Annotated in this window: 24 protein-coding genes; 13 read left to right on the forward strand and 11 right to left on the reverse strand. The window is 73.4% G+C overall.

What is annotated here, in order from left to right:
- Positions 1-15: 15 nt before the first annotated feature.
- From ABZO31_RS12860 to ABZO31_RS12875, 4 genes are read right to left on the reverse strand one after another with little or no spacing between them, the layout of a single operon-like run.
- Positions 16-1,902 (reverse strand): hypothetical protein, encoded by a 1,887-nt coding sequence (locus tag ABZO31_RS12860; RefSeq protein ID WP_406861292.1) that lies wholly within the window; start codon positions 1,900-1,902, stop codon positions 16-18.
- Between the two features lie 14 nt (positions 1,903-1,916).
- A complete protein-coding gene (locus tag ABZO31_RS12865; protein WP_406861293.1) occupies positions 1,917-2,723 on the reverse strand; it encodes a polysaccharide deacetylase family protein in 807 nt (268 codons plus the stop codon).
- On the reverse strand, positions 2,720-3,967 hold the full coding sequence (locus ABZO31_RS12870) for a glycosyltransferase (RefSeq protein ID WP_406865338.1): 1,248 nt from the start codon (positions 3,965-3,967) through the stop codon (positions 2,720-2,722). Before ABZO31_RS12870 ends, ABZO31_RS12865 begins: the two co-directional genes overlap by 4 nt.
- Positions 3,968-4,024: 57 nt before the next feature.
- Positions 4,025-5,098 carry a GNAT family N-acetyltransferase gene (locus ABZO31_RS12875; RefSeq protein WP_406861294.1) on the reverse strand — a complete coding sequence of 358 codons (1,074 nt, stop codon included), beginning with the start codon at positions 5,096-5,098 and terminating at the stop codon, positions 4,025-4,027.
- A 460-nt stretch (positions 5,099-5,558) separates the two neighbouring features.
- Here ABZO31_RS12875 and ABZO31_RS12880 point away from each other — a divergent pair, with 460 nt between their 5' ends.
- The 7 genes from ABZO31_RS12880 to ABZO31_RS12910 all read left to right on the forward strand — a co-directional run bounded on the left by ABZO31_RS12880 (position 5,559) and on the right by ABZO31_RS12910 (position 10,134).
- Positions 5,559-5,816: a hypothetical protein gene (locus ABZO31_RS12880; RefSeq protein ID WP_406861295.1), complete on the forward strand. Its 258-nt coding sequence runs from the start codon at positions 5,559-5,561 to the stop codon at positions 5,814-5,816.
- The gene (locus tag ABZO31_RS12885; RefSeq protein ID WP_406861296.1) at positions 5,791-6,324 is read left to right on the forward strand and encodes a DUF6879 family protein; all 534 of its coding nucleotides are present in this window, start codon (positions 5,791-5,793) and stop codon (positions 6,322-6,324) included. The genes ABZO31_RS12880 and ABZO31_RS12885 overlap by 26 nt, the downstream gene beginning before the upstream one ends.
- A gap of 22 nt (positions 6,325-6,346) precedes the next feature.
- A complete protein-coding gene (locus ABZO31_RS12890; protein WP_406861297.1) occupies positions 6,347-7,198 on the forward strand; it encodes a helix-turn-helix domain-containing protein in 852 nt (283 codons plus the stop codon).
- A 264-nt stretch (positions 7,199-7,462) separates the two neighbouring features.
- Positions 7,463-8,242 (forward strand): helix-turn-helix domain-containing protein, encoded by a 780-nt coding sequence (locus ABZO31_RS12895; RefSeq protein ID WP_406861298.1) that lies wholly within the window; start codon positions 7,463-7,465, stop codon positions 8,240-8,242.
- Between the two features lie 60 nt (positions 8,243-8,302).
- Positions 8,303-8,953, forward strand: coding sequence for a phosphotransferase (locus tag ABZO31_RS12900; RefSeq protein ID WP_406861299.1), 651 nt, complete (start codon positions 8,303-8,305; stop codon positions 8,951-8,953).
- Entirely contained in the window at positions 8,954-9,442 is a 489-nt protein-coding gene (locus tag ABZO31_RS12905) for a GNAT family N-acetyltransferase (RefSeq protein ID WP_406861300.1), read from the forward strand. It abuts the gene before it with no gap.
- A gap of 68 nt (positions 9,443-9,510) precedes the next feature.
- The gene (locus ABZO31_RS12910) at positions 9,511-10,134 is read left to right on the forward strand and encodes a histidine phosphatase family protein (protein ID WP_406861301.1); all 624 of its coding nucleotides are present in this window, start codon (positions 9,511-9,513) and stop codon (positions 10,132-10,134) included.
- Positions 10,135-10,170: 36 nt separating this feature from the next.
- Here ABZO31_RS12910 and ABZO31_RS12915 read toward each other — a convergent pair whose 3' ends face one another.
- The 6 genes from ABZO31_RS12915 to hutU all read right to left on the reverse strand — a co-directional run bounded on the left by ABZO31_RS12915 (position 10,171) and on the right by hutU (position 16,706).
- Positions 10,171-10,758 (reverse strand): maltokinase N-terminal cap-like domain-containing protein, encoded by a 588-nt coding sequence (locus ABZO31_RS12915; RefSeq protein WP_406861302.1) that lies wholly within the window; start codon positions 10,756-10,758, stop codon positions 10,171-10,173.
- Between the two features lie 26 nt (positions 10,759-10,784).
- Positions 10,785-11,144, reverse strand: a complete 360-nt coding sequence (locus ABZO31_RS12920) for a hypothetical protein (RefSeq protein WP_406861303.1) — start codon at positions 11,142-11,144, stop codon at positions 10,785-10,787.
- 103 nt (positions 11,145-11,247) lie between these two features.
- Positions 11,248-12,417, reverse strand: coding sequence for an imidazolonepropionase (gene hutI, locus ABZO31_RS12925; RefSeq protein ID WP_406861304.1), 1,170 nt, complete (start codon positions 12,415-12,417; stop codon positions 11,248-11,250).
- A gap of 64 nt (positions 12,418-12,481) precedes the next feature.
- A complete protein-coding gene (locus ABZO31_RS12930) occupies positions 12,482-13,804 on the reverse strand; it encodes a formimidoylglutamate deiminase (RefSeq protein ID WP_406865339.1) in 1,323 nt (440 codons plus the stop codon).
- Between the two features lie 5 nt (positions 13,805-13,809).
- The gene (locus ABZO31_RS12935; RefSeq protein ID WP_406865340.1) at positions 13,810-15,012 is read right to left on the reverse strand and encodes an allantoate amidohydrolase; all 1,203 of its coding nucleotides are present in this window, start codon (positions 15,010-15,012) and stop codon (positions 13,810-13,812) included.
- 17 nt (positions 15,013-15,029) lie between these two features.
- Positions 15,030-16,706, reverse strand: coding sequence for a urocanate hydratase (gene hutU, locus ABZO31_RS12940; RefSeq protein ID WP_406861305.1), 1,677 nt, complete (start codon positions 16,704-16,706; stop codon positions 15,030-15,032).
- Positions 16,707-16,810: 104 nt separating this feature from the next.
- Between hutU and ABZO31_RS12945 the strand changes: the two genes are divergently transcribed.
- From ABZO31_RS12945 to ABZO31_RS12970, 6 genes are all read left to right on the forward strand, one after another.
- Entirely contained in the window at positions 16,811-18,127 is a 1,317-nt protein-coding gene (locus ABZO31_RS12945; protein ID WP_406861306.1) for a diaminopimelate decarboxylase, read from the forward strand.
- A 50-nt stretch (positions 18,128-18,177) separates the two neighbouring features.
- On the forward strand, positions 18,178-18,651 hold the full coding sequence (locus tag ABZO31_RS12950; protein WP_406861307.1) for an SRPBCC family protein: 474 nt from the start codon (positions 18,178-18,180) through the stop codon (positions 18,649-18,651).
- 159 nt (positions 18,652-18,810) lie between these two features.
- Positions 18,811-19,227, forward strand: a complete 417-nt coding sequence (locus ABZO31_RS12955; protein ID WP_406861308.1) for a hypothetical protein — start codon at positions 18,811-18,813, stop codon at positions 19,225-19,227.
- Positions 19,224-19,982: a transcriptional regulator gene (locus tag ABZO31_RS12960; RefSeq protein ID WP_406861309.1), complete on the forward strand. Its 759-nt coding sequence runs from the start codon at positions 19,224-19,226 to the stop codon at positions 19,980-19,982. The genes ABZO31_RS12955 and ABZO31_RS12960 overlap by 4 nt, the downstream gene beginning before the upstream one ends.
- A gap of 41 nt (positions 19,983-20,023) precedes the next feature.
- Positions 20,024-20,416, forward strand: coding sequence for a roadblock/LC7 domain-containing protein (locus tag ABZO31_RS12965; RefSeq protein ID WP_406861310.1), 393 nt, complete (start codon positions 20,024-20,026; stop codon positions 20,414-20,416).
- 79 nt (positions 20,417-20,495) lie between these two features.
- Entirely contained in the window at positions 20,496-20,867 is a 372-nt protein-coding gene (locus tag ABZO31_RS12970; RefSeq protein ID WP_406861311.1) for a hypothetical protein, read from the forward strand.
- A 20-nt stretch (positions 20,868-20,887) separates the two neighbouring features.
- On the opposite strand, the gene ABZO31_RS12975 is transcribed toward ABZO31_RS12970, so the two are convergent.
- On the reverse strand, positions 20,888-21,733 hold the full coding sequence (locus ABZO31_RS12975) for a MurR/RpiR family transcriptional regulator (protein WP_406861312.1): 846 nt from the start codon (positions 21,731-21,733) through the stop codon (positions 20,888-20,890).
- Between the last annotated feature and the right edge of the window lie 145 nt (positions 21,734-21,878).

Raw genomic sequence — 21,878 nt, forward strand, 5'->3', positions numbered from 1 at the left:
CGAGGGATGCGGCGGCTACTGGGGCGTGGTCGGGCGGTAGGCGAGGACGAGGCCGTGCTCGTTCTCCTCCACGACCCGGAACAGCGGGGAGCGCTTCAGGTCCGCGCGGAGCTTCGCGAAGCCGCCGGGCGGCAGATAGCCCTCGCCGATGACCGCCTTCTCCTGCGTGGGCGTGAGGATCACGTACGCGGGGCGGCCCTCGGGGATGCCGGCCGCGAGGTACCCCGCGGGGTCCCGGAGCATCTTCAGGTTCTCCGGCACCTCCTGCTCGGTGAAGAACCAGCGCTCGTAGTGGTCGTAGCGGTGGTACGCGCCGGGAAACGACCCGGTCGTGGCGAGGATCAGCGCCCCGTCCGGCGCCCGCTCGTAGGCCCGCTCGGCCAGCGCGACCTCCGCGGGCGGCGCGTAGTGCATGCCCTCCTTGCCGTAGTACGAGGGCAGGAACCCGGCCAGCAGGGCGAGCAGCGCCACCGGGAGGGCGACCGCGGCGGCCCGCCGCCCGAGCCGCGCCGCCCGGCCGCGGGCCCCGGCGGCCGGGACGAGCGCGGCGGCGGCGAAGAACGCGGTGCCCGGCAGCCCGAACAGGTAGACGCGGAAGAGCATTTCGCCGCCGTAGTCGTTCACGGCGAACATCGGCACGGGCGCGGCCGCGGCCAGCAGCAGCGGCAGCGCGCTGCGCACGAGCCAGCGGCGCAGCAGCACGGCCGTCCCGGCGAGCGCGGCCAGGGCCAGCACCATCAGGATGTTCGCCGTGCCGACCAGCTCCGGTCCGGGGCCGGTGGGCTCGCCCGCGTACCCGGCGCGGGAGTTGGACAGCAGGTCGCCGGCCGAGTCCTTGAGCGTGGCGAGGGTGTCGAGGAACAGCACCCGCCCCATCGTCAGGTCCCACGCCAGCATGATCAGTCCGGTGACGACGAGCAGCCCGATGTTGCGGTAGCGGCGGGTGAGGCAGAGCGCGAACAGCGTGGCGCACAGCATCACCGGGGTGAGCTGGTGCGAGGCGTTGATCGTGGCGATCAGCGGGACGACGGTCAGCACGCAGACGGCCCGCTGCCGCACGGTGGTCGGCGGCGGCACCGACGCGGCGGCCGGGTCGAGCTGCGTCCGGTCGCGCAGCCGCCCGGCCGAGCCGGGCCGGACGAAGTGCCGGACGACGACCGCGAAGACCGTCAGGAACAGCAGGTACGCGAAGCCCTGCGGCGAGAGGTAGTCCTGGCCGACCCAGTTCGCCAGCTGGAAGATCCACACGGCGGTCCAGACGAGCCGCCAGTCGTCGGTGAAGGTGCGGTAGATCAGCAGCAGCACGGGCAGCGTGAGCACGCCGAGCACGATCGGCGCCCAGTTGACGAACGAGGCCGCGGACTCGACGCCGAAGGCCCGCACCAGGGCGGCGTCGAGGGCGAAGAACCCGGGCCACTGGTCGTACGCGGACATCCCGCCGGACAGTTCGGCGTGCGGATGGACGGTGCCCTCGGCGAGCAGCCGGCTGATCACGGCGTCGTGCTTGGAGGCCCAGGCGTAGCGCACGGAGTCGTACAGCACCGCGGGCGGCGCCTTGAGCGCGACGAGCATCGCCACCGTGTACGCCGCGGGCCACAGCGGCGCGGTGCCGACGCGCCGCAGGGTGACCAGGAACCCGCAGGTCAGGAGGGCGAGTGCGGCGTAGTACGAGGGCGGGAAGCGGTCGAGCAGCCCGTAGTCGCCGATCTCCCGGAAGGGGATGCGGGGCAGCGCGTACACCCAGAGGGCGGCGGCGGCGAGGAGCAGGAGAGCGCTGAGGAGGGTGTGGGCGGAGGGGCGGCGGGGGCGGCCGGCATCGGGCCGGACGGGTGCCGTCCGGCCGACGTCGTCACCGCCCTCCGCCACGGCCGTGGGCGCGGGTCCCGGTGCGGATCGCTGCACGTCGTCTCCCCCTCCTATCCGGCGAACTCGGGTCCGCGGAGCGCGGCCCGGGCCCGTCGGTACAGCCGCCAGCCGACGGTCGGCAGCGAGTCCGGGTACGGCGCGGCCTTCGCGCCCTGGCCCGCCATCCACGCCGTCACGTCGGCGACGGTGTGCGTGCGGCGGACGATGAGCCGGGCGATGCGGTACGCCTCGTCCCGCTCCGAGCTGAGCGCGTGCCGCACCGCGACCGCCGAGCGGTACCCGGCGGCGAGCGCGGCCCGGCGCACGGCGCGGCTGTTGTAGCCGTGCGGGTAGGCGAGATGCAGCACCTCGTGTCCGAGCTCGTCCTCCAACGCGGCTTTGGACTCGCGCAGTTCGCGGCGGACGGCGGCGGCCGACAGCGTGTCCAGCTGCGGATGGGTGACGGTGTGGCCGCCGACCTCCATCCCGTACTGCTCCAGGAGCGGGGCCTGGCCGAGCGCCATCATCGGCGCGGGCGGCAGCAGACTGGCCCGGCCGGGGGTGATCGCCCCGGTGGTCAGATAGGCCGTCGCGGGCAGGTCGCGGGCGGCGAGCGCCTCGGCGGTGGGGCCGGGCAGGTCGGCGAAGCCGTCGTCGAAGGTGAGGACGACCGGACGCGGCGGCAGCGGGACACGGCCGGCAAGACAGTCGACGAGGGTGCCGATACGGATCGGGGTGCGGCCGCTGTCGACGATCGCGTCGAGCTGGGCGGCGAACTCCTTGGGCGTGACGGTGAACTCGGCGATCCAGTCGGGCGGGTCGTCCGTGACGGCGTGGTAGAGCAGGACGGGGATGCGGGCGTGGAGGGGCGCGCTCATCTCGGACCCCCACGCTTGAGTGCGAGCCGGGCCTTGGCGTACCCCAGCGGCCCGTACAGCATCCCGCGCCGTTCCAGCCGGGACAGGCTGCGTGGCCAGGGGTGGGCGTGCACGCCGTGCTCCCCGGGCACGGCCTCCTCGGTCGGGCCGCGGTGGGCGGTCATGGCGCGGGCGTGGGCGAGCCCGCGGGGCAGCCGGGCGAGGAGCGCCGGGAGCAGGGCGGGGCGGCGGACGAGGGTGGCGGTGAGGTACGCGGTGAGGCCGGCGCCGTAGCCGTACGCCTGGTTCCGCAGGTCCTGCCAGGTCTCGCGGTGGTGGTGCCAGACGAGGGCGTCCGGGGTGTAGCGCAGCCGGTACCCGGCCGTGAGCACGGCGACGAAGGCGTACAGGTCGTCGCCGCCCTTCGCCGCGGTGCCGGTGCCGGTGGCCGGGTCGAAGCCGCCGGCCGCCCTCAGGGCTGCGGTGCGGAAGGCCATGTTCGCGCCGGAGCCGAAGCTGCCGGCGGTGAACGGGAACAGCGGCTCGTCGGCGGGCGGCCGGTCCGGGTCGTACGTGCGCGGCGCGAAGCCCTTGGCGAAGCCGCCGTGGGACTCCAGCAGGACCTGGGCCGGAGTGCGGAGACGGGCGGGCAGGATCAGCCCGGTCGAGCAGCCGAGCCGCGGGTCGGCGGCGAAGGGGGCGGTCAGGGCGGTCAGCCAGCCCGGGTCGGCGATGACGTCGTCGTCGGTGAAGGCCACGACGCTGCCGTCGGCAGCGGCGAGCCCGGTGTTGTGCGCGAGGGCGAGCCCGGGTCGGTCCTCGCGGACGTAGGAGACGCGACCGGCGTACACCTGCGTGACGAGCTCCTGAGTGGCCCGCGTCCGAGGCGCGTTGTCGACCACGACGACGCGATGGTCGGGATGGTCCTGATCGAGCAACGAGTCCAGCGCGCGGGCGAGTTGACCGGCTCGCTCGCGGGTGGCGACGACGACGGTGGTCCGGGGAGGGGGTCCGGCGGGCGGCGGGGGCTCGGGAGCGGGCGTGATCCGCTCGCGCGCGAGGGAGGCCAGCACGACGGCGGCCTCGTCGCCCTCGCGCAGCCGCGCGATCAGGGTGCCGACGGGACGACCCCGGAGTCGTACCAAGGCGAAGACGTCACCGGGAACGACGGGCGGCGGACCGCCGGGGACGGGAGCGAGGGAGAGCACGTCACCGCGGAGGGAGTCGAGATCGAGCTGGACGACGGAGACGGCGGGCGCGGGCATGCCGGTCGTACGGGTACGGGTCACTGTTCCCCCCAGAGAACGGTCGTCGTACGGACGTCAGCGGTGACCGCGGGCGCGGGCGAGCCGGTTGAGGGCCTCGCGGCCGTGGGCGGCGAGCCCGGGCCGGCTGCGGACGAAGGCGTGGGCGCGGCGGGACGGCTCGCGGGAGAGCCAGTACAGCCCGGCGCGCACGCCGGGCCGGACGGCGGAGCCCTCGTACACGGTGAGCTCGCCGGTCTTCAGCGCGTCCTTGTACTCGGCGGCCCCGCGCCCCAGGTCGAGCATTCCGATCCCCGCGTCGGCGGCGGCCTCGGCCATCCGCAGATGCAGGATGAGCCCCGGCGAGTACTTGGCGTACTCCGGGTCGTAGGCGGGGAACCAGCAGGACAGCACGGAGGCGGACCGCAGCCCGAAGTGCGCGGCGACGGGGAGCGGGCCGGCGTAGAGCACGGAGAGGGTGCCGGAGCACCCGGGCGAGCGCAGCCGGTGCAGCCGCCGGACGAGCGTACTGATCCACTCCTTGGCGAACCGGTCGCGCCGCCCCGTGCGCCGGTACTGTGCGGACTTCCACTCCATGAGCGTGCGCAGCACGGCGGGATCCCGCTCGTCGAAGACGAACCGCGCGTCACCGGCCTGCCGCCCGAGCTTCCGCTCCTTGGCGAGGGTGGTCTTCAGAAACTTGGGCGACTGCCGGCGCAGTTCGGCCTCGTAGGCCGCGTAACCGTCCCCGACGTCGATGACGGGCGACGCGAAGGAATCGAGGGTGGCCAGCGGAAACAGCCCCTGCCCACCCTCCAGATTGTCGAACTCGTAGGACACCAGCCCGCAGTCCCGCAGCAGCCGCCGCGGGCTGGTGGTGAGCCCGGGCCGCAGCACGACGCCCTGGCAGTCGGACACCCCGAGTCCGATGGCCCGCCCCTGCCCCAGCAGCCCCTTCTCGTACGGAAAGAACCCGACGGGCTCGGCCCCCTCCAGCACCACGGCGACCCGCGCCCGCGGCCGGACCTCGCCGACCGCCCGCGCGAACTCGGGCTCCATGAACGGATTGGCCGGCTGTCCGGACTTGGCGCGCAGTTCCCGCCACGCCTCGATCTCCCGATCGCCCAGCTCCCCCGGCCGGACGACACGCATGCGCACACCGCTCAACTCTCGACCCCCCGGTCATCCCCCCAGAGCTTTGCCGCTACAGGACGGTACCGGTCCAAATCCCTCCGGGACAGGGTTACTTGCGCTTTCCGTTCCTGATCGGCGAAGGGGTGTTGAGCAGGGAAATTCCTGGTGATCCAGAGACCAACGGGACAGGACGGCCACTCCGTCGGTCTCGTCACGCGGACCCGCCCCGCCGGCCCTGGCCCGCCTCCCGCCGGTACGGCCGGGCGCACGCGCTGTGCCGGTAGACGACGGCGGGCGGGCCGGAGGGGCGCTCCACCGTGCCTCGGCGGCAGATCTCGAGCGCCCCGATCGGCTTGTCGCACTCGGGGCACGTCTCGCCGATCGGCGCGAAGGTCGTGTACTCGTCCCTGCGGGAGCCTGCCCTCAGGCAAGAACTTGGTGCACATCAGCGCACCACCCTCACGTGTGGAAGGCAGCCATGGACCTACAGTTCATCGGGATCGATCCGGACACCGGGAAGAACGGCTCACCCACGGCGTGGGTGGACCCCGAGACGGCGGACATCGTGATCCAGAGCTACACGGCAGACGAGGCCACGCGGGCCGCATGCGCGGCCAACACCGCTCCCGGGCACGCACAGGGCATCCCCGACCACGAGACGGTGGTGCGCGCCCCCTCCCGGCTGATCCCCGTCCTGAGGGAGGCCTGCGATGCCGCAGAACGTGCCCGGCTTTGACGAATTGTTCGAGGCCGCGCAGCACTCCGCCGTACACCTGGAGATGCGCGACCAGTACGCCGTGGGCGACGAGGCCGACGACTTCGACAGCTGGCTGTCCACCGGCCGGCGGGACGCCGATCCCTCGTCGGAGTACTGGGCCCCGTGGGTCGACATGATCTCCCGCGCTGTCGCCCGCGGCGTCGTCGTGCGCCGGGCCCGCATCGTGTCCGAACCGGTCACCGACTACATCCGCTACGAGCATGCCGGCACCGTCGTCAACGTCGCCGCAGGCGAACAGGTTCGGTGGTTGTCCCGCCACCAGGCCGTCGATCTGATGGTCCCGGGCGCCGACCTGTGGATCTTCGACGGGGCGCAGGTACTGTTCAACCACTTCACCGGTGACGGCAACTGGGCTGATCCGGACATGGAGTTGCGCACGGAGCCGAGCATCGTCAAGCAGTGCTCGGATGCCTTCGAAGCGATCTGGAATCGCGCGATCCCACACGACCAGTACGACATCCACTGACAGAAAGCCCGCCGGTCAGCTCATGCCCATATCCCCGTCGTCCTCGGCCCAGGCAGCGCGCGAGAACGTCGCGCGCCAGCTGCGTGACCTGCGGAGGAGCGCCGGGTTGACGGTCACTGAGCTGGCTCGCGCGTGTGGGTGGCACCACGCCAGGACGTCCCGCGTCGAGAACGCGCGCACCATGCCGTCGCCCACCGACATCCGCCTGTGGTGCCGTGCCACCCATGCCACCGACCAGGCTGCGGATCTCATCGCGGCGTCCCAACACGCGGAGTCCCTCTACCGGGAGTGGCGACAACGCGTGCGCACGGGCCTGGCCAAACTGCAGGACGACTACACCGAGCTGTACAGGTCGACGAACGTGCTGCGCGTGTACTCCCCAGTCCTGGTGCCCGGCCTCCTGCAGACCGAGGGTTACGCCCAAGCGTTGCTGAGCATGAACGCACGTCTCCTCGGCGTGCCCGACGACGCGGCCGACGCCGCGACGGCGCGCGTGCAACGCGCCCAGGTCATCCACGAACCGGGCCACCGCTTCGTGATGGTCGTCGAGGAAGCCGTGCTCAACTATCAGCTCGGCAACGCGGAGGCGATGGCCGCACAGTTGGGCTACCTGCTGACGGCCGGCGCGCTGCCGCAGGTGTCGTTCGGCATCATCCCGATGTCGACCCGCGAGCGGACCCTGTGGCCTCAGGAGACGTTCGACGTACACGACGACATCCTCGTGTCCGTCGAGCTGATGTCCGCAGAGGTGAACGTCACCCAACCCTCCGAAATCGCCCTGTACCTCAAGGCGTTCGAGGAGCTACGCGGCATGGCCGTGTACGGCGCCGAGGCGCGGGCGTTGGTGCTCAAGGCGATCGAGGCGTTGCGCTGACCCCGCCGGAAGCGTCCGGATCCGCGATTCCGGAGCCCGGTGCCGCGCAGCCCGGCGATCCGGGAGATCCCGGGAAAAGGACGAGATCAAGAACCGCTTCCGCCCAAACCCGACAGCTCACGCTTTCGGGTGACATTGTTGGCAGATCCACCGGTCGGCGGGATACGGTGCCGCCAACTTGTAGTGCCCATAAAAGATTTCGGCCCCCGGCGGGACTGGCATCCCGGTCGAGGGCCTGATCATTCAGGAAGCAGAACCTTCCCTATGACTGCGACGAAGTTTAGCGCCGCCGCGCCCTCCCGCGCGGGTGTGACGCACGTACGGCACCGTCACGACGAGAAGTTCACCGTCGTGGGGAACCACCTCGCACAACATCCCGAGCTTTCCGCCACCGCGATCGGCCTCGGCGTGTACATCCAGTCCCTGCCCGACGGCGCTCTCGTCGGCATCAAGGTGCTGACCGCCCGCTTCCGCGAGGGCGCGAGCCGGATCGCCGGGGCGTTGCGGGAGCTGGAGACGGCCGGGTACTTGAAGCGGCAGGTCGTGCGGGGCTGGTCGGCCCAGCTCCACACGTTGACGACCTGGTACGAGCATCCGCACCCGGTCGACCCGGTCAAGCGCACCCGGCCGACGCCCCGGCGGCAGTCGCCCACCTCGACATCGCCGCCGGAGCCCGAAGTATCCGCCCTCACCACGGAGTTACAGCCCGCTGCCCCGCTCCTCGCCGGACTGCGACAGACCGAGCCCCGGCTGCTGCTGTCCGAGAACGACGTACGACGGCTCGCACCGGCCGTGCAGACCTGGCTGGAGCGAGGCGTCGCGCCGCAGGCCGTGACGCGGACCCTGGCCGGCGGGCTGCCACCCGGGACGATCCGCTGGCCAGGGCGGCTGCTGGCGTTCCGGCTGCGGGAGTGGCTGCCGCCCGAGCTGCCGCCCGCACCGCCAGGACCGGCCCTGCCACTGCCCATGCAGTACTGCGAGGACTGCCACCTGGCTTTCCGCGCCACCGACGTGGACGACTGCCCCGGCTGCGCGCGGAAGTAGCCCGGCGGCCCATGGCGTGCGGTCGTACGTCCTTCCGGGGACGGACGTACGCTCGCCGCCATGCTGCTTCTGGGCACGGGACGAACGGCGGACGTCCACGCGCTGGACGAGGACTGGGCGCTGCGGCGCCACCGCAACGGCGGCGACGCGGAACGCGAGGCCGCGACGATGCGGCGGGTCGCGGCCTGCGGCTACCCCGTCCCGCGGGTCCTTCGTGCCGAGGGCCGGGACCTGGTACTGCAGCGCCTGAGGGGCGAGTCGCTGCTCGACGCGGCGCTCGGGGGCAAGGTCGCGCCAGAGGCGGCGGGCGAGTTGTCGGCCGACCTCCTGAACCGCCTGCACGCCACGACTCCGGTCGTCCACCTGGACCTGCACCCGGGAAACGTGATGCTCACCCCGGACGGCCCGATGGTCATCGACTGGGTCACCGCCGAGGAGGGCCCGGCGGGGCTGGACTGCGCGATGTCGGCGATCCTCCTGGCGGAACCCGCGGTCTCCGCACTCCCTCTGGCGGCCGCGGCCAGGAGGGCCCTGGCGGCTCTCCTCATCCGCCTCGAAACCCCCGTCCTCCCCTACCTCCCCGCCGCTCTCACACGCCGTGCGGCGGACCCCTACCTGACAGCGACGGAAGCGGCAGACGCCATCGAAGCGGCCGCGCTGGTGGCCGAGTTGACGGCCGGTCTCCCGACCACGCGCGAAGGAAGCCGGTAGATGCCCGTCCGCCCCGCTGTCGCCCGTGACGCCGACCTGCTCTGGCGCGTGCTGCTGGAGGCGTACAACTGGAGCGGTGAGCAGCGGTTCAGCGCCGGGCAGCTTGCTGCCGACCCGTACGCCGCGCGGTACCTCGTCGGCTGGCCCCGCGAAGGCGACTTCGGGGTCGTGGCGGAGACCGACGCGGGCGAGCCGGTCGGCGCCGCCTGGGCGCGATACCTGACCGCGGACGAGCCCGGGTACGGCTTCGTCGCCCCGGACGTCCCGGAGCTGACCCTCGGCGTCCTGCCCGGACACCGCGGCCGCGGGCACGGGCGGGCCCTCATGGAGGCGCTGATCCGGGCGGCCGCGCAGGGCCCGGCCACCTGTCTCAGCCTCAGCGTCGAGGACGGCAACCCCGCGGCGCGCCTCTACACCTCGCTCGGCTTCACCCGCGCCGGCCGCAACGGCGGCTCGGACACGATGGTGCTGGCCCTCCGGACCCTCTGAGGAACCGTTCCGTAAGGGGCGGCGTCCCTCCTGACGACCGCAAGATCGACTTCCAGGGGGACCCGCGTATGACCGGCACCGCCGCCCGCTACCTCTATCTCACCCGCCACGGCGAGGCTTCGGCGGACGAGAGCGAGCTGACCGACGCGGGGCGGCGGCAGGCGGCGCTGCTCGGGGAGCGGCTGCGCGGGGTGCCGCTGGCCGCCGTCCATCACGGGCCGCTCGCCCGCGCCGAGCAGACCGCGCGGCTCGTCGGCGACCAGCTCGACGGCGTGCCCCTGCGGGTCTCCGACGCGGCCGGGGACTACATCCCGTACCTGCCGGCCCGGGAAGAGCTGCCGCCGGAGACGGCCGATGCCATGCTCGGGTTCCTGGGCGGGTTCCCCGCCGAGGCGCGCGAGCAGGGGCCCGCGCTCGCGGCCGAGGCGGTCGCGCGGTTCACCGGACCCGTCGCGGGGGACGAGCCGCGCCACGAGCTCCTCGTCACGCACAACTTCCTCGTCGGCTGGCTCGTCCGCGCCGCCCTCGACGCCCCGAACTGGCGCTGGATGGGCATCAACCACGCCAACGCCGCCCTGACCGTCATCCGCTACGCCCCCGGCCGGCCCCCGTCGATCCTCCTCTTCAACGACACCGGCCACCTCCCCACGGAACTCCGCTGGACGGGTTTCCCGCCGGAGCTCCACGTCTGAGGTCCCGCCACAGGTGGTGGATCGTGCCCGCTGCGGTCAGCCCGCCGTGACCACGGTCCCGCGGACCTCGGTGCCGTCCGCGAGCCGCCACGGCGCGGTGACGTGCGCGGCGGCCGTCTCCTCGTACGGGGCCGGGGACGGGGTCAGGCGGCGGGAGACCGTCAGGGCCGCGAAGGTCGTCTCCGCGGGCAGCGGCCCGCCCGCCCGGTGGACCGTGGGGTCCGGGGTGTCCGTCTCGCTCTGTGCCTGCGGCTGCGCCTCGCCGCGGAGGAGGGCGAGGAGCCGGTCCGCGAGGACCGGGTCGTGGACACCGTCGTAGATCCAGCGCTTGCCGAGGACGCCGTGCTCCGACGTGCCGATCAGCGCGTCCTCCGCGGCACCTTCGAACGGCGCGCCGCGGTACGTCATGGGGACGAAGTACGCGACGGGCTCCGCCGCCGAGGCGTCGGTGACCACCATGAACTCGATGCCCACCTCGCCCTCCGGGTCGTCGAGGCGGAAGCCGCCCGCCTTCACCGGCTCGGGCGCGCGGCCGGTGGCCTCGTACCAGGGCCGGGTCGGCAGCCACTCGGCGAGGAGTTCCAGCTTGGTGGGGGTCAGGGTGGTGCGGTGGATGATCGCCATGCCCTTGATCGTAGGCGGCGGACCGATCACTCGGACGGGACTTTCCCGCCGTCCAGTCGATCGGCCCGCGCCTGCAGTTCCAGCGCGATCTCGTCCCAGTCCGGGCCGTGCAGATACAGGCTCTGGCCCGCGGCCCGCAGCAGCTCCGGGTCGTCCGGGCGCTGCAGGCACGCGAGCCGGTAGGCGAGGTTGCGCGTCCAGACCGGCAGCTGGCCGTCGACGAGGTGGGGCGACTGGTCGTCGAGCATGGCGACGATGTCGTCGGCGCTCGCGAAGGTCAGCTGCTCCAGAAACGCGGACAGCGCGGAGGCGGTGCGGGAGTCCGGGTTCCCGGGGCGCTTCTCGTCGGGCCAGAGGCCGCGGGCGCGGTCGGTGAGGCTGGTCATGCGGTCGATTCGACCACGCGCCCGGACCTCCGTGCGCCCCGGCCTTCCACCCGCCCGGACCTCCGTGCGCCCCGGCCTTGCACCCGCCCGGACCTCCTCACGCTCAGACCGCGCGCACGCCCCTCCGCCAGACCTCCGTCACGAGCGGGACGCCCGGGCGGTAGGCGAGGTGGACGTGGGACGGGGCGTCGAGGACGGCGAAGTCCGCGTACGCGCCCGGGGCGAGCCGGCCGATGTCGGTACGGCGCAGGGCCGCCGCGCCGCCGGCGGTGGCGGACCAGAGGGCCTCGTCCGGGGTCATCCGCATGTCGCGGACGGCGAGCGCGATGCAGAAGGGCACCGAGGAGGTGAAGGACGAGCCGGGGTTGCAGTCCGTCGACAGCGCCACCGTGACGCCGGCGTCCAACAGGCGGCGGGCGTCCGGCCATTCGGCCCGGGTGGAGAACTCCGCGCCCGGCAGCAGCGTGGCGACCGTGTGGCCGGAGGCCAGCGCGTCCACGTCCGCGTCCGTCAGGTGCGTGCAGTGGTCGGCGCTCGCCGCGTCGAGTTCGACGGCGAGCTGGACGCCGGGCCCGTACGAGAGCTGGTTGGCGTGCACGCGCGGGTGCAGACCCTTCGCCTTGCCGGCGGTGAGGATCGCGCGGGCCTGGTCGCCGTCGAAGGCGCCCTTCTCGCAGAACACGTCGACCCAGCGGGCGTGCGGGGCGCAGGCGTCGAGCATCTCGCCCGTCACCAGTTCCACGTACGCGGCCGGGTCGTCGGCGTAGTCGGGGGACACGATGTGCGCGCCGAGGTAGGTGACCTCGTCGGTGTACGCGGCGGCGATGCGCAGCGCGCGGGCCTCGTCGAGGGTGGTGAGGCCGTAGCCGGACTTGGTCTCGAAGGTGGTGGTGCCCTGGCGGAGGGCCTCGGTGAGGTACCGGGTGAGGTTCGCTTCGAGGTCCGCGTCGGAGGCGGCGCGCGTCGCCGCCACCGTCGTACGGATGCCGCCGGCGGCGTAGGGCTGCCCGGACATGCGGGCGTTGAACTCGGCGGTGCGGTCGCCGGCGAACAGCAGATGCGAGTGGGAGTCGACGAAGCCGGGGACGACGGCGCGGCCGCCGGCGTCGACGCGGTGGTCGGCGGCGGGCGCGTGCGTGGCGGCCCCGACCCACACGACCCGCTCGTCCTCCACGACGAACGCGGCCTGTTCGACGAGGCCGAGGGGGCCGGCGTCGAGGGCGGGGTCGTTGGTGACGAGCCGTCCGATGTTGGTGACGAGCGTGGTGGTCATGTTCCCTCTCGGTAGGTCGGTGGACGGGGGCGGTCGCCCGCCCCCGTCATGCGCTCGGGCGCGCTCAGCCGCGCAGTGCCGTGATCGCCTCGGACAGGGCGGTCGCGGCGTCCGGGACCAGGGCGTGCCCGCCGTCGCGGACGATCACCCGGCCCCCCACCACGACGTCCGTGACGTCCGCCGCCGTCGCCGCGAAGACCGCCGTCTCCGCCGCGAGGCGCGGCTCCGCGCCGACCGTGCGGACGGAGTCGAGGCGCACCGTCGTGAAGTCGGCGAGCGCGCCCGCTTCCAGGCGGCCCGCGTCTGACCAGCCGAGAGCCGCGTGGCCGGTCTCCGTCGCGGCGCGCAGCAGCGACGCGGCCGTCCAGTGGCCGCGGGTGCGCGAGCGGAGGCGCTCGTCGAGCTCCATGGCGCGCGCCTCCTCGAGGAGGTCGATCACGGCGTGGCTGTCGCTGCCCAGCGACAGCGGCGAACCCGCCGCCTGCAGGGCGACCGCCGGGCCGATCCCGTCCGCCAGGTCCCGTTCCGTCGTCGGGCACATGCAGGTGCCCGTTCCGGAGGACCCGAGCAGCGTGATGTCGCCGTCCGTCAGGTGCGTGTTGTGGACGCCCGTCGTACGCGCCCCGAGCACCCCGTGCTCGGCGAGCAGCTGGGACGGCGTGCAGCCGTGCGCCGCCAGGCACGCCTCGTTCTCGGCGGTCTGCTCCGACAGGTGCACGTGCAGCGGCGCCTCGCGCTCCCGCGCCCACTCGGCGACCGTCGCGAGCTGCGCCGCCGGGACGGCCCGTACGGAGTGGATCGCCGCCCCGAGCCGTACGCCGTCCCGCTCCTTCAGGCGGGACACCCGGTCCGCCCACGCGTCCGCGGTCCCGTCCGAGAAGCGGACCTGGTGCGGTTCGGGCGCCGCCCCGAAGCCGGACGACAGGTACGCCGTGTCGAGCAGCGTGATGCGGATGCCGGCGTCGGCCGCCGCCGCGATCAGGGCCTCGCCCATCGCGTTGGGGTCGGCGTAGGGCCGGCCGTCCGGCGCGTGGTGCACGTAGTGGAACTCGCCCACGGCCGTGACACCCGCCAGCGCCATCTCGGCGTACACGGCGCGCGCCAGCGCGTGGTACGACTCCGGCGTCAGCCGGGACGCGACGCCGTACATGACCTCGCGCCACGTCCAGAATGTCCCGCTGCCGACCTGCACGGTGCCGCGCAGCGCCCGGTGGAACGCGTGCGAGTGGGCGTTCGCCAGGCCGGGGATCGTGAAGCCGCGCAGGACGACGGCCCCGGGAGGGGGCGTCTCGGAGCGGCGGACCGCCGTGATGCGGTCCGCCCCGACCTCCAGCACCACCCCCGGCTCGGCCACGTCGCCGAGCCAGGCGTGCTCCAGCCAGTACATCGTGGTCAGCGGCACGCCAGGCCCTCCAGTACGTCGGCGAGTGCGACGACCCCCGCCACGCAGTCGTCCTCGGCCGAGAACTCGGCCGGGGAGTGCGAGACGCCCGTGGGGTTGCGTACGAACAGCATGGCGGTCGGGACCGACGCCGACAGGATGCCCGCGTCGTGTCCCGCCCCCGTGCCGAGCACCGGGGGCTTGCGGTCCGCCTTCTCGCCGAGCAGCCGGACCAGCTCGTCCCGCAGGGCGTGCTCGAACTCCACCACCGGGGTGAAGGACTCGCGGACGACGCTCAGGTCGATGCCGTGCCGCGCCGCCGTCTCCCGCGCCGCCTTCTCGATCCCGGCGATCACCGTGTCCAGGGCGCCTTGGTCGGCCGCGCGGGCGTCGAGCCAGCCGCGGATCAGGGACGGGATCGCGTTGACGCCGTTCGGCTCGACGGAGATCTTGCCGAACGTCGCGACGGCGCCCGCGAGTTCCGCCTCGCGGCGGGCCGCGAGGACCGTCTCGGCGTACGACAGCATGGGGTCGCGCCGGTCCACGAGCCGGGTGGTGCCCGCGTGGTTGGCCTCGCCGTGGAAGTCGTAGCGCCAGCGGCCGTGCGGCCAGATCGCGGAGGCGACGCCGACGGCGTCGCCGGACAGGTCGAGCGCCCGGCCCTGCTCGACGTGGAGCTCGACGAACGCGCCGATGCGGTCGAGCCGTTCGCGGTCCGGACCGATCGCCTCCGGGTCGTAGCCGGCGGCCTCCATGGCCTGCGGCAGTGAGATCCCGTCCGCGTCGCGCAGCTCGTAGGCCGCGTCCTTCGTCAGCTGGCCCGACGTGAGCCGGGAGCCGACGCAGGCGAGGCCGAAGCGGGCGCCCTCCTCGTCGCCGAAGTTCACGATGGCGAGCGGGCGGGTGAACTGGACGCCCCGCGAGCGGAGTTCGTCGAGCGCGGCGAAGGACGACACGACGCCCAGCGGGCCGTCGAAGGCGCCGCCGTCCGGTACGGAGTCCAGGTGGGAGCCGGTGACGACGGCGTCGCCCGCGGCGGGATCGCCGAGCCAGGCCCACTGGTTGCCGTTCCGGTCGACCTCGTAGTTCAGCCGGCGCGCCTCGGCCTGCATGCGGAACCAGAGCCGGCAGTCGGCGTCGGCCTCGGTCCAGGCGTAGCGGCGGTAGCCGCCCGAGGCGGCGCTGCGGCCGATGGGCCGCAGCGACCGCCACATGGCGTGGAAGGTGTCGCTCACGCGGTGGCCTCGTCGTCAGAGCCCTCGCGCATCGGGACGCGGACGCCCTTCTCGTCGGCCACGCGCTCGGCGATGTCGTAGCCGGCGTCGACGTGGCGGATGACGCCCATGCCCGGGTCGTTGGTGAGCACGCGGCGGATTTTCTCGCCTGCGAGCTCGGTGCCGTCGGCGACCGAGACCTGGCCGGCGTGGATGGAGCGGCCCATGCCGACGCCGCCGCCGTGGTGGATGGAGACCCAGGACGCGCCGGAGGCGACGTTGACCATGGCGTTGAGCAGCGGCCAGTCGGCGATCGCGTCGGAGCCGTCGAGCATGGCCTCGGTCTCGCGGTACGGGGAGGCGACCGAACCGCAGTCGAGGTGGTCGCGGCCGATGGCGAGCGGCGCGGCGAGGGTGCCGTCGGCGACCATGTCGTTGAACATGGCGCCCGCCTTGTCGCGCTCGCCCTGGCCGAGCCAGCAGATGCGGGCCGGCAGGCCCTGGAAGTGGACGCGCTCGCCGGCCATCTTGATCCAGCGGTGCAGGGACTCGTTCTCCGGGAAGAGGTCGAGGATCGCCTTGTCCGTCTTGTGGATGTCGGACGCCTCGCCGGACAGCGCGGCCCAGCGGAACGGGCCCTTGCCCTCGCAGAACAGCGGGCGGATGTACGCCGGGACGAAGCCGGGGAAGGCGAACGCGCGGTCGTAGCCGGCCAGCTGGGCCTCGCCGCGGATGGAGTTGCCGTAGTCGAAGACCTCGGCGCCGGCGTCCATGAAGCCGACCATGGCCTCGACGTGCTTGGCCATCGCCTCGCGGGAGCGGGTGGTGAAGCCGGCCGGGTCCTTGGCGGCGGCGTCGGCCATGTCCTCGAAGGCCACGCCGAGCGGCAGGTAGGACAGCGGGTCGTGGGCGGAGGTCTGGTCCGTGACGATGTCGATCGGCGCGCCCATGGCGAGGAGCTGCGGGACGAGCTCGGCGGCGTTGCCGAGGACGCCGATGGACAGCGGCTTGCGCTGGTCGCGGGCCTCGGTGGCGAGCTGCAGCGCGTGGTCGAGGCTGTCGGCCCTGACGTCGAGGTAGCGGTGCTCGATGCGGCGCTCGATGGCGCGCGGGTCGCAGTCGATGCAGATGGCGACGCCGTCGTTCATGGTGACGGCGAGCGGCTGGGCGCCGCCCATGCCGCCGAGCCCGGCGGTGAGCGTGATCGTGCCGGCGAGGGTGCCGTCGAACTTCTTCGCGGCGACGGCGGCGAAGGTCTCGTAGGTGCCCTGGAGGATGCCCTGGGTGCCGATGTAGATCCAGGAGCCGGCGGTCATCTGGCCGTACATGGTCAGGCCGAGCTGCTCCAGGCGGCGGAACTCCTCCCAGTTGGCCCAGTCGCCGACGAGGTTGGAGTTGGCGATGAGGACGCGCGGGGCCCACTCGTGGGTCTGCATGACGCCGACCGGGCGGCCGGACTGGACGAGCATCGTCTCGTCCTGCTTCAGGGTCTTCAGGGTGCGGACCATGGCGTCGAAGGAGCGCCAGTCGCGGGCCGCCTTGCCGGTGCCGCCGTAGACGACGAGCTTGTCGGGGTGCTCGGCGACCTCGGGGTCGAGGTTGTTCTGCAGCATCCGCAGCGCGGCTTCCTGCTGCCATCCCAGGGCGCTGAGCTCGCTGCCGCGCGGGGCACGTACGGGGCGGGGTCCTGACATGGCGTGAGCCTCCTTGAATGTGAACCAGATATTCACATCTTGACCTGATGAATAAATGTAGTCAACACCTGCGGCGGCGAGCCGCCCGGTGGTGGACTGGACCCATGCCTTCCTCACGCCTCGATCCGGCCGTCCGCGCCGCCGTCGACCAGGGACTGCTGACCGCCGACGAGCCCGTCGTCGCGCTGCTCGACACCGACGGCGTGCGGGCCTCCGCCGCCGCCCTGCGGGCCGCCTTCGCCGCCGTCGCCCCGGACGTCCGCTTCCTGCACGCCTTCGCCGTCAAGGCCTGCCCGCTCGTCCCCGTGCTGCGCCTCCTGCACGACGCGGGACTCGGCGCCGAGGTCGCGAGCCCCGGCGAGCTGGCCCTGGCCCGCGCGGCCGGCATCCCCGCCTCCCGTACCGTCCTCGACTCCCCCGCCAAGACCGCCGGCGAACTGCGCGAGGCGCTGGACCTGGGCATCGCCCTCAACGCCGACAACCTGCAGGAGCTCACCCGGCTCGACGCCCTGGTCACCGGCGTGGCCCCCGCCCCGCCCATCGGCCTGCGGGTCAACCCGCAGCTCGGCGCGGGCTCCATCGGCGCGCTCTCCACCGCCGTCCCGACCTCGAAGTTCGGCGTCGCGCTGCGCGACCCCGGAGCCCGCGAGGAGGTCGTCCGGGCCTTCCTCGACCGGCCGTGGCTGACCCGGCTGCACGTCCACAGCGGTTCGCAGGGCGTGCCGCTCGGCCTGATGGCCGAGGGCGTCGCGGAGCTGTACGTGCTCGCCGAGGAGATCAACGCCAAGGCCGGCCGGACCCAGGTCGACACCCTCGACATCGGCGGCGGCCTGCCGGTGAACTTCGCCTCCGACGAGGACACCCCCACCCACACGGAGTACGCCCGGCTGCTCGCCGAGCGCGTCCCCGGGCTGTTCGGCGGGCGCTACGCCCTGGTCACCGAGTACGGCCGCTCGCTGCTCGCCCGGCACGGCACGGTCCTGACCCGCGTCGAGTACGCCAAGACCTCCGGCGGGCGCCCGGTGGCCGTCACCCACGCGGGCGTCCAGCTGGCCACCCGCACGGTGTACGCCCCCGAGACCTACCCGCTGCGGCTCGCCGCGTACGACGCCGGGGGCCGGCCGCGCACCGGGCCCGACGTCGTCCAGGACGTGGCCGGGCCCGCCTGCTTCGCGGGCGACCTGCTGGCCGCGGCCCGGCCGCTGCCGCGCCTCGCGCAGGGCGACGTGGTGGCGGTCCTGGACACCGGGGCGTACTGCTTCTCCAGCCACTACGGCTACAACAGCCTGCCCCGGCCGGCCGTGCACGGATTCACCCGCACGGCCGAGGGCATCCGGTTCGCGCCGGTCCGCCGCGCGCAGACCCTGGCGGAGCTGGTGGCCGAGTCGGGCGGCGCGGATCCGGACGCACTCGTGCGCTGACCGGCCGCCGACGACGCGCCGCGCGGCGCGGCCGGTGCTTCCATGGAGCCATGGCTGCGAGCAGAACCGTCGTCGTCGAGCGGCGCATCCAGGCACCCCAGGGCCGGGTCTGGGAGGCGATCACCGACCTCCCCGAGATGCCGCGGGTGCTCAGCGGGGTGGAGCGGGTCGAGGTGCTGACCGAGGGCGGCTTCGACGTGGGCACCCGCTGGCGGGAGACCCGGCGGATGCTGGGCAAGGAGGCCACCGAGGTGATGACGGTGACCGAGTGCGTGCCGCCGGAGCGGTACGTGACGGTCGCCGACTCGCACGGCATGCACTACGAGTCCGAGTTCGAGCTGCTGAAGGGCGACGCGGCGGCCACCTGGACCACGGTGGTGATGCGGTTCACCGCCACGCCCACGGCCGGCGGGCTGATGGGCCTGCTGGCGAAGGCGACCGGCGCGCTCGGCGTGAAGGCGGTGAGCCGGGCACTCGCGAAGGACCTGGACGAGGTGGCCGCGGCCGTCGAACAACGCGGCTGACACACCGTCCGATCATGGACGGACATCTCCCGGCACCATCCAACCACCCCATGGCATGTTCCGATGGAAAATGCCAGAACTCCCGTCACGGGACGGCACGTTGAGTAACGTCACCGTCACTGCCGTTCATTCGCACGCCGTGTCGGGAGGGGAACCAGCGTGCCCGGAATCGACGAGTGCCTGCTCGAGGCCATGGCCTTGCCGGGTGCGCGCGGGGCCTCCCTGGTCGACTGGACCAGCGGGCTCGCGCTGGGCACGGCCGGCGAGTCGCCGGTCGGCGACCACGAGACGACCGCGGCCGAGACCGCCGAACTCGCCCGCGCGGCCGCGGAGTACGAGTCCCTGGGCGCCGGCCCGGGGGACCCCGGCACCGGCGAGGCGGGCGACGCGGCCAAGGGCCCGCCCGTCGAGGACCTGATCGTCACCACCCGCACCGGCTACCACGTACTCCGCTTCGTCGAGACCGCCTTCGACAGCAGCGTCTTCCTGCATCTGTGGCTGGACCGTACCGAGGGCAACCTCGCCCTGGCCAGGATCCGGCTGCGCGATCTCGCGGAACGGCTGGTCCTCGGATGACCGTCTCCCCGATGCTCGTCCGGCTCGCCGCCGAGAAGGCCACCGGCGCGCTCTTACGCGACCACGGCACGCTGTACCTCGTCGACGGCCGTGTCGTGCACGCCGAGAGCCCCGCCGCACCCGGTCTGGACGTGCTGCTCACGGCCGGCGGCCGGCTGCCCCGGGAGGGCTGGGACGAGGCCGTGGACCGGGCCGGGGCCCGCCACGAGGTCGGCCGGTTCCTGGTCGACAGCGGCCGGCTCGGCGGCGGGGAGCTGGAGATCTGTCACCTCGGCGCGGTCTTCGACGCCGCGTTCTTCGCCCTCGCCCCGGCGAGCGGGCCGACCCGCTTCCGGTACGGGGTGGCGCACTGGTTCGGCCAGGTGCGGCCGGTGTCCGCCGCGGCCGTGGAGCGCGAGACCGAGCGCCGCCGCGAACTGCTCGACGACGTCTGGCCGTACCCGGCCGTCGACACCGCCCCCGTACGGCCGCGCACCGGGGCGTCCGTACGGACCGTGGGACCGCGCCGGCGCGCCCTGCTCGCCGCCGCCGACGGCGTGCGCACCCCCGCGGACCTGGCCCGGCTGCTCGGCCGGCCGGCCTTCCACACCCTGCTCGACGTCCGGCGGCTCGCCGCCGCCGGGCTCGTCGACACGCCGCTCGACCCCGTACCCGTCGCGCCGCCCCCGCTGCCCTCCTGGGTGGGCGAGGTCGCCGACGACCCCGACATCGCCCTGCTGCGCCGACTCCGTGACGCCCTGGAGGCAAGTCTGTGATGAGGCGTGCCCTGCGCCTGCGCGCCGAGAGGAGACTGCTGATGACCGCAGAGGCCGAGGTACTCGGCGAACTGAGACGCCTGCGGGCGCGGCTCCCCCAGCTCACCGGCGCGCTCGCCGCCAGCGCGGACGGCCTCGTCCTCGCCCACGACGCGGTCGACGGCGAGGCGGAGAGCGTGGCCGCGCTGACCGCGGCCGCCCTCGGCGTCGGCCAGCGGCTGGCCGACGCCACCGGCCAGGGCGGCTTCCGCGAACTTCTTGTGCGCGGCGAGCACGGCTATGTGGCGACGTACGCGGCGGGCGGCTCCGCCGTCCTGACGCTGTTCGCCGAACCCCGGATCAACGTGGGCCGGCTCCATCTGGAGGCCCGCCGGTCCAGCGCGCGGATAGGCGAACTGGTGGACGGCGCCCTGGAACGCAGAGACCAGACCTGAACCGACACCGAGCCCATCGACACCAAGCCGATCGACACCGATTCAACCCACACCGATTCAACCGACAGAAGGAAGAACCATGGCGAACACCGAGACCTCCCTCAAGGAAGCCGCCGCGATCGAGGGCGCCGTCGGCGCGGCCCTCGTCGACTACACCAGCGGCATGGCCCTCGGCATCATCGGCGGCGGGAAGGACCTCGACCTGAACGTGGCCGCGGCCGGCAACACGGACGTCGTCCGCGCGAAGGTGCGGGCGATGGAGATGCTGGGCCTCAAGGACGAGATCGAAGACATCCTGATCACCCTCGGCGGCCAGTACCACCTGATCCGGCTGCTCAAGTCCCGCAACACGAACGGCCTGTTCCTCTACCTGGCGCTGGACAAGACCCGGGCCAACCTGGCGATGGCCCGGCACCAGCTGAAGAAGATCGAGGCCGAGCTCGACGTCTGATCCGGAGAACCACCGGAGATCTAGTCGACGAACAGACCCCGCGCGGCCGCCTTCGCGTCGAACTGCTCCAGGCGGGCCTGGGCGTCCGGGAGTTCGTCGGCCATCGCCTCCAGGAGCACCCGGCCGAGCAGCATCGGCGCACAGGCCGTGTCGAAGGCGAGGCCGGTACCGACGGCGGCCGGGATCAGCAGGTCGCTGTGCGCGGCGACCGGGGCGAACGCCGACTCGGCGACCGTCACCACGGTCAGTCCGGCGCCCCGGGCGTACTCCAGGGCCTCGACGACCTCCCGGGGGTGGCGGGGCAGCGCGAAGCACAGCAGCGCGGTGGCCCCGGCGCGTACGGCCGCGTCGATGCGGTCGGTGAGCATCGAGCCGCCCTCGTCGAGCAGCCGGACGTCGGGGTGGACCTTGCCGGCGAAGTACGCGAAGCCGCGGGCCTGCGAGGAGGCGGCGCGCAGTCCGAGCACGGGCAGCGGCCGGGAGGCGGCGAGCAGCCGGCCGGCCCGCTCCACGGGGGCGGGGTCGGCGAGCAGTCCGGCGAGGTGCCGCAGGTTCTCGATCTCCGCGAGCACGGCCTGCTGGTACTCGTTGTGCTCGCTGCCCCCGTCCGCGGCCCGCGGCTGCTCGGGCGGGGCGACCTCGCGCAGGTGGCGGCGGAGCGCCGGGTAGCCGTCGAAACCGAGGGCGACGGCGAAGCGGGTCACCGAGGGCTGGCTGACGCCGGCCAGCTCGGCCAGCTCGACGCTGGAGAGGAAGGGCACGTCGGCGGCGCGGCGCACCATGCAGTGCGCGATCCGCCGCTGCGTCGGCGTGAGCCGGTGCCCCTCGAAGAGCGCCTGCAGCCGTCCGGCCGGGCTGTCGCTCATACCGCGCCGTCCCCCTTCGTCCCCACGTCGACTATTCACTCACCCAGAACTCTGCATGAGGATATGCAGCCGGGCAAGGCGGATGCCTGGGGGGTCGAAGCCTCGGGGACCGAGGAGGAGAGCCGATTGCGCGGGGACCGCCGCA

Source organism: Streptomyces solicamelliae, assembly GCF_045348655.1.
Classification (GTDB): Bacteria; Actinomycetota; Actinomycetes; order Streptomycetales; family Streptomycetaceae; genus Streptomyces; species Streptomyces solicamelliae.

Bases quoted from the DNA above. Each gene is read 5' to 3' on its own strand.
- ABZO31_RS12900 (WP_406861299.1), top strand. From the start codon at position 8,303: ATGCTGCTTCTGGGCACGGGACGAACGGCGGACGTCCACGCGCTGGAC.
- ABZO31_RS12905 (WP_406861300.1), top strand. From the start codon at position 8,954: ATGCCCGTCCGCCCCGCTGTCGCCCGTGACGCCGACCTGCTCTGGCGC.
- ABZO31_RS12915 (WP_406861302.1), bottom strand. From the start codon at position 10,758: ATGGCGATCATCCACCGCACCACCCTGACCCCCACCAAGCTGGAACTC.
- ABZO31_RS12970 (WP_406861311.1), top strand. From the start codon at position 20,496: ATGGCGAACACCGAGACCTCCCTCAAGGAAGCCGCCGCGATCGAGGGC.
- hutU (WP_406861305.1), bottom strand. From the start codon at position 16,706: ATGTCAGGACCCCGCCCCGTACGTGCCCCGCGCGGCAGCGAGCTCAGC.
- ABZO31_RS12950 (WP_406861307.1), top strand. From the start codon at position 18,178: ATGGCTGCGAGCAGAACCGTCGTCGTCGAGCGGCGCATCCAGGCACCC.
- ABZO31_RS12895 (WP_406861298.1), top strand. From the start codon at position 7,463: ATGACTGCGACGAAGTTTAGCGCCGCCGCGCCCTCCCGCGCGGGTGTG.
- ABZO31_RS12910 (WP_406861301.1), top strand. From the start codon at position 9,511: ATGACCGGCACCGCCGCCCGCTACCTCTATCTCACCCGCCACGGCGAG.
- ABZO31_RS12945 (WP_406861306.1), top strand. From the start codon at position 16,811: ATGCCTTCCTCACGCCTCGATCCGGCCGTCCGCGCCGCCGTCGACCAG.
- ABZO31_RS12880 (WP_406861295.1), top strand. From the start codon at position 5,559: ATGGACCTACAGTTCATCGGGATCGATCCGGACACCGGGAAGAACGGC.
- ABZO31_RS12885 (WP_406861296.1), top strand. From the start codon at position 5,791: ATGCCGCAGAACGTGCCCGGCTTTGACGAATTGTTCGAGGCCGCGCAG.
- ABZO31_RS12960 (WP_406861309.1), top strand. From the start codon at position 19,224: ATGACCGTCTCCCCGATGCTCGTCCGGCTCGCCGCCGAGAAGGCCACC.
- ABZO31_RS12870 (WP_406865338.1), bottom strand. From the start codon at position 3,967: ATGCCCGCGCCCGCCGTCTCCGTCGTCCAGCTCGATCTCGACTCCCTC.
- ABZO31_RS12975 (WP_406861312.1), bottom strand. From the start codon at position 21,733: ATGAGCGACAGCCCGGCCGGACGGCTGCAGGCGCTCTTCGAGGGGCAC.
- ABZO31_RS12875 (WP_406861294.1), bottom strand. From the start codon at position 5,098: ATGCGTGTCGTCCGGCCGGGGGAGCTGGGCGATCGGGAGATCGAGGCG.
- ABZO31_RS12930 (WP_406865339.1), bottom strand. From the start codon at position 13,804: ATGTACTGGCTGGAGCACGCCTGGCTCGGCGACGTGGCCGAGCCGGGG.
- ABZO31_RS12920 (WP_406861303.1), bottom strand. From the start codon at position 11,144: ATGACCAGCCTCACCGACCGCGCCCGCGGCCTCTGGCCCGACGAGAAG.
- ABZO31_RS12890 (WP_406861297.1), top strand. From the start codon at position 6,347: ATGCCCATATCCCCGTCGTCCTCGGCCCAGGCAGCGCGCGAGAACGTC.
- ABZO31_RS12935 (WP_406865340.1), bottom strand. From the start codon at position 15,012: ATGTGGCGGTCGCTGCGGCCCATCGGCCGCAGCGCCGCCTCGGGCGGC.
- ABZO31_RS12865 (WP_406861293.1), bottom strand. From the start codon at position 2,723: ATGAGCGCGCCCCTCCACGCCCGCATCCCCGTCCTGCTCTACCACGCC.
- ABZO31_RS12965 (WP_406861310.1), top strand. From the start codon at position 20,024: ATGACCGCAGAGGCCGAGGTACTCGGCGAACTGAGACGCCTGCGGGCG.
- hutI (WP_406861304.1), bottom strand. From the start codon at position 12,417: ATGACCACCACGCTCGTCACCAACATCGGACGGCTCGTCACCAACGAC.